General features: G+C 40.2%; 9 protein-coding genes. 8 read left to right on the forward strand and 1 reads right to left on the reverse strand.

What is annotated here, in order from left to right:
• Positions 1-184 precede the first annotated feature (184 nt).
• The 8 genes from sdhC to sucD all read left to right on the forward strand — a co-directional run bounded on the left by sdhC (position 185) and on the right by sucD (position 10,117).
• The gene (sdhC, locus tag H4J62_RS07690; protein ID WP_070376194.1) at positions 185-559 is read left to right on the forward strand and encodes a succinate dehydrogenase, cytochrome b556 subunit; all 375 of its coding nucleotides are present in this window, start codon (positions 185-187) and stop codon (positions 557-559) included.
• Positions 553-900: a succinate dehydrogenase, hydrophobic membrane anchor protein gene (gene sdhD / locus H4J62_RS07695; protein ID WP_182215427.1), complete on the forward strand. Its 348-nt coding sequence runs from the start codon at positions 553-555 to the stop codon at positions 898-900. The genes sdhC and sdhD overlap by 7 nt, the downstream gene beginning before the upstream one ends.
• Positions 901-2,673, forward strand: a complete 1,773-nt coding sequence (gene sdhA, locus H4J62_RS07700; RefSeq protein WP_070376196.1) for a succinate dehydrogenase flavoprotein subunit — start codon at positions 901-903, stop codon at positions 2,671-2,673.
• Between the two features lie 11 nt (positions 2,674-2,684).
• Complete coding sequence (locus tag H4J62_RS07705; protein ID WP_070376197.1) at positions 2,685-3,395, forward strand: succinate dehydrogenase iron-sulfur subunit; 711 nt, start codon at positions 2,685-2,687, stop codon at positions 3,393-3,395.
• Between the two features lie 159 nt (positions 3,396-3,554).
• Entirely contained in the window at positions 3,555-6,362 is a 2,808-nt protein-coding gene (locus H4J62_RS07710; protein ID WP_182215425.1) for a 2-oxoglutarate dehydrogenase E1 component, read from the forward strand.
• A gap of 19 nt (positions 6,363-6,381) precedes the next feature.
• Entirely contained in the window at positions 6,382-7,878 is a 1,497-nt protein-coding gene (odhB, locus tag H4J62_RS07715; protein WP_182215423.1) for a 2-oxoglutarate dehydrogenase complex dihydrolipoyllysine-residue succinyltransferase, read from the forward strand.
• Positions 7,879-8,078: 200 nt separating this feature from the next.
• Entirely contained in the window at positions 8,079-9,245 is a 1,167-nt protein-coding gene (sucC, locus tag H4J62_RS07720) for an ADP-forming succinate--CoA ligase subunit beta (RefSeq protein ID WP_070376200.1), read from the forward strand.
• Positions 9,245-10,117 carry a succinate--CoA ligase subunit alpha gene (gene sucD / locus H4J62_RS07725; protein ID WP_070376201.1) on the forward strand — a complete coding sequence of 291 codons (873 nt, stop codon included), beginning with the start codon at positions 9,245-9,247 and terminating at the stop codon, positions 10,115-10,117. The genes sucC and sucD overlap by 1 nt, the downstream gene beginning before the upstream one ends.
• Positions 10,118-11,074: 957 nt before the next feature.
• Here the strand turns inward: sucD and H4J62_RS07730 are convergent.
• The gene (locus H4J62_RS07730) at positions 11,075-13,249 is read right to left on the reverse strand and encodes a bifunctional diguanylate cyclase/phosphodiesterase (protein ID WP_182215422.1); all 2,175 of its coding nucleotides are present in this window, start codon (positions 13,247-13,249) and stop codon (positions 11,075-11,077) included.
• Positions 13,250-14,455 lie beyond the last annotated feature (1,206 nt).

The raw sequence follows: 14,455 nt of genomic DNA on the forward strand, positions 1-14,455 counted from the left end.
ATTAAAAATGTTCAGCTATATAATCAAGCTGATCTAATTTTTGTATTTGTAGATTATTTCATTAATAGACAAATATTAACTAAGATCGCTAGGGGATTGCTCAATTGATTGTAAACTTGTTTACTTATTTCATTGAGCAATAAAAAAACAAGTTGAAGGCTCAAAGAACTCTTTAGGCGAAATTGTGAAAAAACAACGTCCTGTAAACCTAGATCTGACTACAATTAAAATGCACCCTTCGGCAAACGCCTCGATATTGCACCGTGTTTCTGGTGTCATTATGGTATTTGCTATTGGTATATTATTGTGGGCACTTTCGTTATCTCTATCTTCCGCTGAAGGATTTGCTCAAGTTCAAGCATGTCTGGATGGTTTCATATTTAAATTCATTATGTTTGGCATAATCTCTGCTCTAACGTTCCATATATTAATGGGTGTTCGTCACTTATTTATGGACTTAGGCCATTTTGAAGAATTAGCTTCAGGTAACACCAGTGCTAAATTTGCTATGGCACTTTGGTTTATACTTACCGTCGTAGTAGGAGTTTGGTTATGGTAAACAACATTGCTACTGTAGGCCGAAATGGCGTACATGATTTTATTCTTATAAGAGCAAGCGCTATTATTTTAACGTTATATACGTTATTGATCGCTGGCTTTTTTGTAGTTACTCCAGATGTAACTTATGACGATTGGCATAGCTTTTTTGGCTTGATGTCAGTAAAAATAGCAACATTACTTGCTGTTTTGTCAGTTGTTATTCATGCGTGGATTGGTATTTGGCAAGTATTGTCTGATTATATTAAACCAGCTTTTTTGCGTGGGTCATTACAATTTTTCTTTTCTGTTACTTTATTAGCTTACCTTGCGGCAGGCTTTTTAATTGTGTGGGGTGTATAAGTGGGCGTTCCAATTCGTGAATTTGACGCTATAGTTATTGGCGCCGGTGGTGCAGGTATGCGCGCTGCATTAGCTATTTCTGAATCAGGTAAATCTTGTGCCTTGATTTCTAAAGTTTTTCCTACTCGTTCTCATACAGTATCTGCTCAAGGTGGTATCACTGTTGCGCTAGGTAATGCGCATGAAGATCATTGGGAACAACATATGTACGATACCGTTAAGGGTTCTGATTATATCGGAGATCAAGACGCAATCGAATACATGTGTAAAACAGGTCCTGAATCTATTATTGAGTTAGAGAAAATGGGTCTACCCTTTTCTCGTACTGAAGAAGGTAAGATTTATCAACGTCCTTTCGGTGGCCAATCTAAAAACTTTGGTGGCGAACAAGCTGCACGTACAGCAGCCGCAGCCGATCGTACTGGCCATGCTTTATTACATTGCTTGTACCAACAAAACGTTAAAAATAAAACTAATGTCTACTCTGAATGGTATGCACTAGATTTAGTTAAAAATAGTGACGGTGCTATTGTTGGCACAACCGCTATTTGTATCGAAACAGGCGAGATTGTTTACTTCAAAGCCCGTGCTACGGTATTAGCTACCGGTGGTGCTGGTCGTATCTATGCATCAACAACTAATGCTCACATCAATACTGGTGACGGCGTTGGTATGGCAGTTCGTGCTGGCATACAGATGCAAGACATGGAAATGTGGCAGTTTCATCCAACAGGAATCGCCGGTGCAGGTACGCTTGTTACTGAAGGTTGTCGTGGAGAAGGTGGTTACCTGCTTAACAAAGATGGCGAGCGTTTCATGGAACGTTATGCACCAAATGCTAAAGATTTAGCAGGTCGTGACGTAGTTGCTCGTTCTATGATGACAGAGATCCGTGAAGGTCGTGGTTTTGACGGTCCTATGGGTCCGCATCTTAAACTTAAACTTGATCATTTAGGCCGTGAAACGCTTGAAAAACGTTTACCAGGTGTTTGTGATTTATCGAAAACATTTGCTCACGTAGATCCAGCAGTAGAACCTATTCCAGTTATACCAACTTGTCATTATCAGATGGGTGGTGTTCCTTGTAACGTGAATGGCCAAGCGATTAACTTTAACCCAGAAACGGGTAAAGAAACTATCGTTGAAGGGTTATTTGCCGTTGGTGAAATTGCTTGTGTATCTGTTCATGGTGCAAACCGTTTAGGTGGTAATTCTCTTCTTGATTTAGTGGTCTTTGGTCGTGCAGCAGGTAATTTCTTAGGCACTTACCTAAATGATACGCAAAGCGGAAAAGATGCCTCTGAGTCTGACTTAGAAGCTTCATTAGCACGTACTAATCGTTGGGAGTCATCTGTAAAAGGTGGAGAAAGTCCAACTAAAATACGTAAAGACTTGCAAAAATGTATGCAATTTAACTTCTCGGTATTCCGTGAAGGTGAGGCTATGGCCGAAGGCATGCAAGAGTTGACTGAAATCCGTGAACGTCTTCAACATGCAAGCCTCGATGATAAGTCTACAGAATTTAACACGCAACGTATTGAGTGTTTAGAATTAGACAACTTGATGGAAACGGCTTTTTGTACAGCTAAAGCAGCTAACTTCCGTACTGAATCTCGTGGTGCACATGCCCGTCAAGATTTCACTGAACGTGATGATGAGAACTGGTTATGCCACTCTATCTACACGCCAGAAACAGAAGAGATGACAAAACGTTCTGTAAATATGAAACCTATTCATCGTGAAGCTTTCCCACCGAAAGCTCGTGTATATTAAGGAGCATTGCAATGAAACAAATTTTTTCGATTTATCGTTACAACCCTGATGTTGATAATGCACCTTACATGAAAGATTATGAGCTGGATATTCCAGAAGGCTCAGATATGATGGTACTTGATGCACTTATTTTATTAAAAGAGCAAGATACGACTATCTCTTTCCGTCGTTCATGTCGTGAGGGAGTATGTGGCTCTGACGGTATGAATATTAACGGTAAAAATGGTTTAGCTTGTATTACACCATTATCGGCTGTTCCAGCAAAGAAAATAGTGTTACGCCCTTTACCTGGTTTACCGGTAGTACGTGATTTAGTTATTGATATGACACAGTTCTATAATCAATATGAAAAAATCAAGCCGTTCTTAATTAATGATGGTAAAAACCCTCCTGCACGTGAGCATCTTCAATCGATTGAAGAGCGCGAAAAGCTTGATGGTTTATATGAGTGTATTTTATGTGCTTGTTGTTCAACTTCTTGTCCGTCTTTCTGGTGGAACCCAGATAAGTTTATTGGACCAGCAGGTTTGTTGCATGCTTATCGCTTCTTAATTGATAGCCGTGATACTGCAACCGAAGAACGTTTAGATGGTTTGCAAGATGCCTACAGCGTATTCCGTTGTCATGGTATTATGAACTGTGTTGATGTTTGTCCAAAAGGATTAAACCCAACGAAAGCTATCGGCCATATTAAGTCGATGTTGATTTCACGCGCAGTATAAAATTAAATAGCAGAGTGTTAGATGAAGTTATCTAGCACTTTGGTGTTTTAAAACAGGAATAGTCATCATTAGCAGATGACAATTAGCCATTAGTCTAGTTGACTTGCTAACGATAATTGTTTATTTTTTTATTGCTTTTATCCCATAAAGGAACAGGCAATGCCCGAAGGTACAATGAAGGCTTGGTTAGAGTCTTCTCATTTAAGTGGCGCTAACGCTACTTACATTGAAGAATTATACGAATCTTATTTGGATAACTCCCAATCTGTTTCTGCAGAATGGCGAACGTTATTCCAACAACTTCCAAAAATTGAAGGTGCTGACTTAGAATTCAGGCACTCTGAAATCCGCAATGAATTTAAAGAATTAGCTAAGCAATCCCATAAAACTGTTGTTGTTTCTGGTAGTAGTGATGCCAAACAAGTTAAAGTTTTACAGCTAATTAATGCTTTTCGTTTTCGTGGACATCAAAATGCCAACCTTGACCCATTAGGTTTGTGGAAGCGAGATAAGGTACGCGATTTACAACTGTCGCATCATGAACTTTCAGAAAACGACTTTGATACAGAGTTCAACGTCGGCTCATTTGCTACTTCTCAAGATGCGATGAAGTTAGGTGACTTATACAATGCCCTTAAAACTACTTACTGTGGTTCTATCGGTGCTGAATATATGCACATTACTGACACCGATGAAAAACGTTGGATCCAACAACGTTTAGAGTCTGTTCAGTCGCAAGCAAAATTTTCTGTCGACCAAAAAGAAGAAATTCTTAAAGGTCTTATCGCTGCCGATGGTATTTGTAAATACCTTGGAGCTAAGTTTCCAGGCGCTAAACGTTTCTCCCTTGAAGGTGGTGATGCGTTAATACCTATGCTAAAAGAGCTTATTACTCGTGCTGGTACGCAAGGCACTAAAGAAGTTGTTATTGGTATGGCTCACCGTGGCCGCTTAAATGTCTTAGTTAACGTGATGGGTAAAAATCCGTCAAAGTTATTTGACGAGTTTGGCGGTAAGCACGATGAAATTTTATCTTCAGGTGATGTTAAATATCACCAAGGTTATTCATCAGATTTTGTAACGCCTGGTGGCAATGTTCATTTAGCTTTGGCCTTTAATCCATCGCATCTAGAAATTGTTAACCCTGTTGTTATTGGCTCAGTCCGTGCGCGTCAAGACAGACGTGGTGATAAAGTCGGTGATACAGTTCTTCCGGTTACGATTCATGGTGACGCTGCTATTGCCGGTCAGGGTGTGGTTCAAGAAACTTTTAATATGTCACAAGCTCGTGCATTTAAAGTTGGCGGAACGATACGTATCGTTGTCAATAATCAGGTTGGTTTTACAACGTCTAATCCTGCAGATACGCGCAGTGGTGAATATTGTACTGAAATAGCAAAAATGGTTTCAGCACCGATTCTTCATGTTAATGGCGATGACCCAGAAGCTGTTATCTTGGCAACACAAATTGCCCTTGATTATCGCAACGAATTTAAGCGCGATGTCGTTATCGACCTTGTTTGCTATCGTCGTCATGGTCACAATGAAGCTGATGAGCCTAGTGCAACGCAGCCATTGATGTACAAAAAAATTAAGAAACACCCAACACCTCGTCAACTCTATGCACAGCAACTTGATACTGAGGGTTCAATCAATTTAGATAAGTCGAATGAATTAACCTCTTATTATCGTAAATTGCTAGACGAAGGTCAGTGTACGGTTGAACAATGGCGACCTATGACAGAACATTCTGTCGATTGGACTCCATACCTTGGCCATGAGTGGGACGATGATTACGATAAAGAAATTTCTGTTGAAAAGCTGAAAGAACTTGCCGGTAAATTGTCAACATATCCTGAGTCTCATCCTGTACAAGGTCGTGTTAAGAAGATATACGATGATCGCGTTAAAATGGCATCGGGTGAAAAATTACTTGATTGGGGTATGGCAGAAAATTTAGCTTATGCCTCGGTTGTTGATTTAGGTAAACGTGTTCGTATTACTGGGCAAGACTCTGGTCGCGGTACTTTTTTCCATCGTCATGCTGTTTTACATAACCAAGATGATGCTAGCAAATACTTACCTTTGCAAAATATTCGCGAAGGACAAGGTCCATTCGATATTCATGACTCAGTGTTGTCAGAAGTATCAGTGGTTGCCTTTGAATATGGCTATACCACAGCAGAGCCTGCAGGGCTTACTATTTGGGAAGCGCAATTTGGTGATTTTGCTAACTGTGCACAAGTAGTCTTTGACCAATTTATTAGTTCAGGTGAGCAAAAGTGGGGCCGTTTATGTGGTTTAACTATGTTGTTACCTCATGGCTATGAAGGTCAAGGTCCTGAGCATTCATCTGCACGATTAGAGCGCTTCTTACAACTTTGTGCCGATCATAATATGCAAGTTTGTGTGCCATCAACACCTGCGCAAGTATTTAATATGCTGCGTCGACAAGTTGTTCGTCCTATGCGTCGTCCATTGGTTGTTATGTCGCCTAAGTCATTATTAAGACATCCTTTAGCGGTCTCTTCATTAGAAGAGCTATCGACGGGTGTGTTCCATAATGTCATTGGTGAAGTTGACGATATCGATCGGAAAAAAGTGACACGTGTCGTTTTTTGTAGTGGTAAAGTTTACTATGAATTACTTGATCAGCGTCGCAAGAGTGAGCAAGAAAATGTTGTTATCATTCGAATCGAGCAGCTATATCCATTTCCAGAAGAAGAGCTTCAAGCAGAGTTGGCCAAATACCAGCATGTTAAGCAATTCGTTTGGTGTCAGGAAGAACCGCAAAACCAAGGTGCATGGTATTGTTCACAGCATCACTTTAGAGCGGCAATACCTGAAGGTACTTATTTGACATATGCTGGTCGTAAGGCCTCTGCAGCACCAGCTGTAGGTTATATGTCTGTCCATGTAAAAGAACAACAAGCGCTAGTCAATGACGCGCTATCTGTTGAAGACTAGTGAGTAAGGAATAAAATAAATGACAACCGAAATTAAGGTTCCCGTTTTACCTGAATCTGTTGCTGATGCAACCGTAGCTACTTGGCATGTTCAAGTAGGTGATAAAGTTTCACGTGACCAAGTATTAGTAGATATTGAAACTGACAAAGTTGTACTTGAAGTACAAGCTGTCGTTGATGGAGTGATCACTGAGATTTCTCAAGCCGAAGGCGCAACAGTATTAGGCGAGCAAGTAATTGCAATCCTCACTGAAGGCGATGCATCAGCTGATGTTTCAGCTCCTGCAGCGGCAAAACCTGCAGCAGCGGCAAAATCAGCTCCTGCGGCGGCAACAGCAGTGAAAGTTATCGACATCATCGTACCGGTTTTACCTGAGTCTGTTGCTGATGCAACAGTTGCTACTTGGCATGTTGCTGAGGGTGATACAGTTTCTGTTGACCAAAACTTGGTTGATATCGAAACGGATAAAGTTGTTCTAGAAGTTGTTGCTCAAGACAATGGTGTGATTGGTAAGATAATCCACGTCGAAGGTGACACGGTATTAGGTTCACAAGTTATTGGCCAACTTAATGCGGGCGCAACAGCAAGTGCTCCTGCAGCTACTTCAGAAGATGCGATTAGCTCTGATGAATTAGCTAGCCCTTCTGTTCGTCGTTTAATGACAGAAAAAGGCTTAACAGCTGCTAATGTTAGAGGTACAGGTAAAGGTGGACGTATTTCTAAAGAAGATGTTGAAGCAGCGGCTAATAAACCTGCAGCTCCAGCTCCAGCGGCAAAAACTGCTGCTGCGACGCCTGTTGCACAAGATTTAGGCGAACGTACACAAAAACGTGTACCTATGACACGTTTACGCAAGACAATTGCCAAACGTTTATTAGAAGCTAAAAACTCAACGGCAATGCTAACAACGTTTAACGAAGTTAACATGAAGCCAATTATGGATCTTCGTAAGCAATATAAAGATCTTTTTGAGAAGACGCATGATACGCGTTTAGGCTTTATGTCATTTTATGTTAAAGCGGTTACTGAAGCATTGAAACGCTTTCCAGCGGTTAATGCATCAATCGATGGTGACGATATTGTTTATCATAACTTTTTTGACATCTCAATTGCTGTTTCTACGCCGCGTGGCTTAGTAACACCAGTATTACGTGATGCAGATCAATTAGGTATGGCAGCGATTGAAAATGGTATTCGTGACTTAGCAATAAAAGGTCGCGACGGAAAGCTTTCAATTGAAGATATGACCGGCGGTAATTTCACGATTACTAACGGTGGTGTTTTTGGTTCACTACTTTCAACACCTATTTTAAACTTACCGCAAGCGGCTATTTTAGGTATGCATAAGATCCAAGACAGACCTATGGCTGTTGATGGAAAAGTTGAAATACTTCCTATGATGTACTTAGCACTTTCTTATGATCATCGTTTAATTGATGGTAAAGAATCTGTTGGCTTTTTAGTGGCAATTAAAGACTTGTTAGAAGATCCAACACGTCTACTTCTTGATATATAATCGAGAAGTTTAAATCTTTTGATTTAGACTATAGTATTAGCTCTGGGGACTTTGTTCCTTAGAGCTTTTATACTATAATCGATCAACTTTTTTCGATGATAGCGAATTTTATTTATATTTATGATTAAAATTAAGATTTTACTCATATTTATAACTAAGAACAGCTGTCATTATCATTCACAGATAAATGGAAATACACCATGAATTTGCATGAGTATCAAGCGAAACAATTATTCGCTGAATATGGTTTACCAGTTTCTGAAGGTTTCGCTTGCGATACACCTCAGGAAGCGGCAGAAGCGGCTGATAAAATCGGCGGCACTATGTGGGTTGTTAAAACTCAAGTTCACGCGGGCGGTCGCGGTAAAGCTGGCGGCGTTAAGCTAGTTAAATCTAAGCAAGAAATCAAAGATTTTGCTCAAAACTGGTTAGGTAAGAACTTAGTTACTTACCAAACTGACGCTAACGGTCAGCCAGTTGCTAAAATTTTAGTAGAAAGCTGTACAGATATTGCTAACGAATTATACCTTGGTGCTGTTGTTGACCGCGCTAGTCGTAGAGTAGTATTCATGGCCTCTACTGAAGGCGGTGTTGATATTGAGAAGATTGCTGAAGAAACGCCTGAGTTAATTCACCAAGCTGAAATCGATCCACTTGTTGGTGCTCAACCGTACCAAGCTCGTGAATTAGGTTTTAAGTTAGGTTTAAACCCGACGCAAATGAAGCAATTTGTTAAGATCTTTTTAGGTCTTGCAAAAATGTTTGAAGATTTCGATTTCGCTTTATTAGAAATCAACCCGTTAGTTATTACTGACGAAGGTAATCTTCACTGTTTAGACGGCAAAATTGGTATCGATGGTAATGCTTTATACCGTCAACCTAAAATGCGCGCGTTCCATGATCCATCTCAAGAAGATGAACGTGAAGCTCATGCTGCACGTTTTGAATTAAACTACGTAGCCCTAGACGGTAACGTTGGTTGTATGGTTAACGGTGCAGGCCTAGCAATGGGTACTATGGATATCGTTAATTTACACGGCGGCAAGCCAGCTAACTTCCTAGATGTTGGCGGCGGAGCAACGAAAGAACGTGTTTCTGAAGCATTCAAAATCATTCTTTCTGACGACAACGTTAAAGCTGTTTTAGTTAATATCTTTGGTGGCATCGTACGTTGTGACATGATTGCTGAAGGTATTATCGCTGCAGTTAAAGATGTAGGCGTTAAAGTACCTGTAGTTGTACGTTTAGAAGGTACAAATGCTGAAGAAGGTCGTGAAGTTCTTAAAAAATCTGGCTTAGATATCATTGCTGCTGAGTCATTAACTGATGCAGCGACTAAAGTTGTAGCAGCTGCGGAGGGCAAATAATGTCTATCTTAATTAATAAAGATACTAAAGTAATCTGTCAAGGTTTTACCGGTGGTCAAGGTACATTCCATTCAGAACAAGCACTTGAATACGGTACACAAATGGTCGGTGGCGTAAGCCCAGGTAAAGGCGGTCAAACGCATTTAGGTCTACCAGTATTTAACACAGTACGTGAAGCTGTAGAAGCAACTGGCGCAACAGCAACAGTTATTTACGTTCCAGCTCCTTTCTGTAAAGATGCAATTTTAGAAGCAATTGATGCAGGCATCGAGCTTATCGTTACTATCACTGAAGGTATTCCTACTTTAGATATGGTTGACGTTAAAGCTAAGCTTGATCAATCTGGCGTTCGTATGATCGGTCCTAACTGCCCAGGTGTTATTACTCCTGGCGAAACTAAGATTGGTATCATGCCTGGTCACATCCACAAGCCTGGTAAAGTAGGTATTGTTTCACGTTCTGGTACGTTAACGTACGAAGCCGTTAAGCAAACAACTGATGCAGGTTTTGGCCAATCTACTTGTGTAGGTATTGGTGGTGACCCGATCCCAGGAACTAACTTCATCGACGTATTGGAAATGTTCCAAAATGATCCACAAACTGAAGCAATTGTAATGATTGGTGAAATTGGCGGAACTGCTGAAGAAGAAGCTGCTGAATATATCAAAGCACACGTTACTAAACCTGTTGTATCTTACATTGCTGGTGTTACTGCACCAGAAGGTAAGCGTATGGGTCACGCTGGCGCGATTATCGCCGGTGGTAAAGGTACTGCTGATGAGAAATTTGCAGCATTAGAAGCTGCTGGTGTTAAAACTGTTCGTTCTTTAGCTGATATCGGCGTAGCACTTAAAGAAAAAACAGGTTGGTAAGCTAGCGCTGCTAATTTGTAATTCTTAATAAAAACCCGCATTCTCGCAAAGAGAGTGCGGGTTTTTTATTAATACGTGTTGTGCTTAATATTCAGATAATTCAATGCAACTGAATATTTTTCCTGAACGTAGGGAACAGCATTAAACCATTCAACATCAAACGACAGTAATCTAATATTACTTTCATATAAACAGATATCAGTTAAACCTTACCATATTATTTTTCTATACTTATTTTTCTCTTTTTGAAAATACTTAATGCATTGTTCATTGTAGGCTTAATAAACTTTCGTGCTTGAATATGCATTTGAGATATAGCGTAAATGCACTCATCCATCACTAAGTGTAAATCAATTTTTTCTCCAAAAATATCTAGTAGTTTATTTCAGTCTCCATTCTCGTCATGCTGAATTTATTTCAGTATCCATTCTCGTCATACTGAATTTATTTCAGTATCTGGGCCTTTAGTTGTTAAGGTAGAATTATTATCTTTATTTCTGTTTAATAACCCAAAATATGGCTACTAAACTGGAATAGTAATCACTGAATATGACCTACTTAAAAGTGCCAATAGCGGTCGTAGCGGTAGCTCGAAAAAAAACTGGTTTTAACGATCTTATTTGTCACCATTGCCGCCGTTCACTGGTCCTAGTGCAATCGACTGTTTCAGATCCAAAAATGAAACTCCATCGACCCCGCAGGTAAATAGCTTTCGATTGTCAACGAGTCGCTTATTTCAGTTATAGAAAGTTTTCAACTTTAGTGTTCTCCGACATTAAGCGCTTTTTAGTGAGTGAATGAGAAGTCTATGATTTTTATTCTGCCGTGTTCGAACGATGTGTTGTCTTCAAGAGCAACTTCACTCTTGAGGTGAAACGAAATTTTGTATTTTAAATAGCAAGTAAGTTTTAAACACCCCGTTAGCATGAAATTAAGTCAAATATCAGACTTTAAGTATCATATCTGCCAAGAATCATCGGCTTTCCAGTTAGATACCCATTTGGGAATATCAATGGCAGGCATGGGTCGAGCAATACCATAACCCTGCGCCAACTGACAACCAAGTTTTAATAATGCTAATCCATGAGGAATAGTTTCTACGCCCTCAGCAATCACGTCACGCCGGAATGCTTTAGCTAATCCTATTACAGCTTCAACAATAGCGGAATCATCAGCATTTTCTAACATCTCCCGTACAAAGGTTTGGTCGATTTTAATTAAGTGCGCTGGCAGGCGTCTAAGATAGGTAAGTGACGAATAGCCCGTGCCGAAGTCATCTAAAGCAAAGCGTACGCCAAGTTCACAGCATGCATTCATAGTCGCAGACACTTGGCTGATATCATGTAAGGCACTAGTTTCGAGTATTTCTAATTCTAAACAGTTGGGGGCCACTTCAGGATGGATCGCTAGCAATGTAGCTAAGCGAGTTGTGAAGTTACTTTGTTGTACTTGATAGGCACTGATGTTGACACTGACTGGGAGATTTATTCCCATGTTTCGCCATTGGATTATTTGGCTTAATGCCCTATCTATGACCCATTCACCCAGTTCTAAACTTACGGCATGACCTTCTATCACAGGTAAAAAATCTAAAGGCGGAACTAAGCCACGTACTGAATGCTGCCAGCGGATTAACGCTTCTACCCCTATCACTTCGCCAGTCTGCATATTCACCTTGGGTTGATAGTGCAGCACAAACTCGTCACTAGCCATAGCTGTACGAACATCGTTGATACTTTTTCGTTGCGTATTAATTAAATTATCTTTTGCAGTATCAAACAGGTGATAACGGTTTTTACCTTCTTGCTTGGCAACATACATGGCTTGGTCGGCACGACGTATGAGTGGGTCTGCTTCCACACCGTCTTGTGGATAAAAGGCGACACCAATACTCACTGAAACTTGCATGATGACATCGCCCACGGTTACAGGATTAGCCGCGGCCTTTAGTAGACATTCTAATATCGGTACACTATCTTCGGGCTTTTCTAAATTAATCATTACTGCGATAAATTCATCACCGCCAATACGTGCGAGCGTGTCATCTTGACGTAAAGCTGCTTGCATCTGTTGTGATACAGCAATGAGCAACTCGTCCCCCATATTATGGCCATACTTGTCATTGACGTCTTTGAAGCCATCTAAGTCCATAAAGGCAACGGCTAATGATTGACTACCACGTTGGCATTGCACCATAGCTTGTGTAATGCGGTCTGCCACTAATACGCGATTAGGCAGATTGGTTAGTAGATCGTAATGAGTAATGCGTTCCAATTGCCCTTGGTAAGCCTTTATAGATGAAATGTCAGTGGATAATGAAACGTAGTGTTGTGTAAGACCATCAGCATTTTTTACAGCACTAATGGATAGCATTGCGGGAAATATTTGACCATTTTTACGACGGTTCGATATCTCGCCACGCCAATGCCCCTGTGTTTGCAGCGTATCCCACATTTCACTAAAAAATTCTGGCGATTCGCGACCAGATTGGAGGATCCTTGAATTTTCTCCCAGTACATCTTTAGAATCGTAACCAGTGATGCGGCTGAATGTATCGTTAACTTCAGTAATAGTCGCAGTTGCATCGGTTATCATGATGCTCTCTTGGGTATGGGTAAAAACACTGGCTGCACGTTTTATCTTTTGTAGCAGATGCTCTTTCTCTTCGTTAGCAATGACTAATTCATCTGCTCGCTTGTCTTTTTCTTCGTTAGCAATGACTAATTCATCTGCTCGCTTGTCTTTCTCTTCGTTGGCAATGACTAATTCATCTACCCGCTCGGTGACGTCCTCCATGGACAATAAAATAATCAGTTCTCTATCTTCATCTTCTTCAATCTGTCGGGCATTCATCAGCATGATTCGCCGACCTATATTGGCAAAATCGTGCTCAACTAGGTAGTCATTAAAACTGGTTGTCTGAGTTAAAATTGTTTCTAATAGTTCTCGCAGTGCAGGAATATCCCATTGTTTATTGTCTAACTCGTATATGAGGTATCCGATGGCATTTTCAGACTTGACATGAAAAAACGTATAAAAAGAATCGTTTGCAGTAACTATCCTTAAATTTTTATCTAGTGTAATTATGGAGGGACGCATCGCATTGATGACTATATCAGCATACTCGGACATTTTTTGATTTCCTCAGGCCATCTACAAATCACAGTAGAGCTAAAATAAGTATTACTCGTTGCTTCACTCTTGAAAAAGTGACTTTGATTTAATTAGGCTAAAGCCAATTACTTTCATAAATGACTTAAAGCATTTGCTAAACGAAGCGTCAACCGTTTAACGCTAACACATATCTCAATCGATTGTATCTTTAGGTCGATTGCACTATGAATTGATTTGTCTATCTAAGCTTTGTTATGACCTTTACAGCTATCGATTCAAAGATCCGCTTCTCGCTCAAACTTACCCTTTATTCAGTTTTGCAATAGCTTATTGCAAAACTGGGTGTCTCAGCGTTTTGGCAATAACCGAAAATTACTCGATTATTAAACATACAATATTAAACAGACACTCACTCTAAATTTCTGGTTTGAAGATTGTCTATTGTTGGTGTCTGGTCTTTGAGTTGTTAATGTCGAGATCCTGAAATAAATTCAGGATGACGGCGCTTGGGTTCAGGATGATGGAGTTTGCCTTCATACTGAATTTATTCCAGTATCCACTCACGTCATGCTGAACTTACTTCAGTATCCATTATCGTCATGCTGAATTTATTTCAGTATCTGGACTTTGAGTTGTTAAGGACGAGATCCTGAAACAAGTTCAGGATGACGGAGGTTGGGTTCAGAATGATGGCGTTTGAGTGGATACTGAATTTATTTCAGTATCCACTCTCGTCATGCTGAATTTATTCCAGTATCCACTCTCGTCATGCTGAATTTATTTCAGTATCTACTCACGTCATGCTGAATTTATTTCAGTATCCACTATCGTCATGCTGAATTTATTTCAGTATCTGGGCTTTGAATTGTTAATGTCGAGATCCTGAAACAAGTTCAGGATGACGGTGTATGGATTCAGGATGACTAAGTAAGGGTTCAGGATAACGGAGGTTGGGTTCAGGATGATGGAATTTGGGGTCATGATGAAGAAGCTTGAGTTCATGCTGAATTTATTTCAATATCGATTCTCGTCATATTAGAAGGACACTCACTTTAATTTATCCGCTTTGGTTTTGTTAAAGGGTTTGATTTTCAGGAGGCTGACTACTCCCAAAGAGGGTGAACGACGAAGCCTCTTTGAGCTTAAAGAGCGCTTTTGCATAAATGAGCATTAAACCATATCGTAACCCCCAAGCCGTTATTCCATAATTTTTTTATACGAGGC

It is taken from the genome of Colwellia sp. BRX8-5 (assembly GCF_014077325.1).
In the GTDB taxonomy this organism is placed as follows: Bacteria; Pseudomonadota; Gammaproteobacteria; order Enterobacterales; family Alteromonadaceae; genus Colwellia_A.

Coding starts and splice junctions, on each gene's coding strand:
- H4J62_RS07730 (WP_182215422.1), bottom strand. CDS start 13,249: ATGTCCGAGTATGCTGATATAGTCATCAATGCGATGCGTCCCTCCATA.
- sucD (WP_070376201.1), top strand. CDS start 9,245: ATGTCTATCTTAATTAATAAAGATACTAAAGTAATCTGTCAAGGTTTT.
- H4J62_RS07710 (WP_182215425.1), top strand. CDS start 3,555: ATGCCCGAAGGTACAATGAAGGCTTGGTTAGAGTCTTCTCATTTAAGT.
- sdhD (WP_182215427.1), top strand. CDS start 553: ATGGTAAACAACATTGCTACTGTAGGCCGAAATGGCGTACATGATTTT.
- sucC (WP_070376200.1), top strand. CDS start 8,079: ATGAATTTGCATGAGTATCAAGCGAAACAATTATTCGCTGAATATGGT.
- H4J62_RS07705 (WP_070376197.1), top strand. CDS start 2,685: ATGAAACAAATTTTTTCGATTTATCGTTACAACCCTGATGTTGATAAT.
- odhB (WP_182215423.1), top strand. CDS start 6,382: ATGACAACCGAAATTAAGGTTCCCGTTTTACCTGAATCTGTTGCTGAT.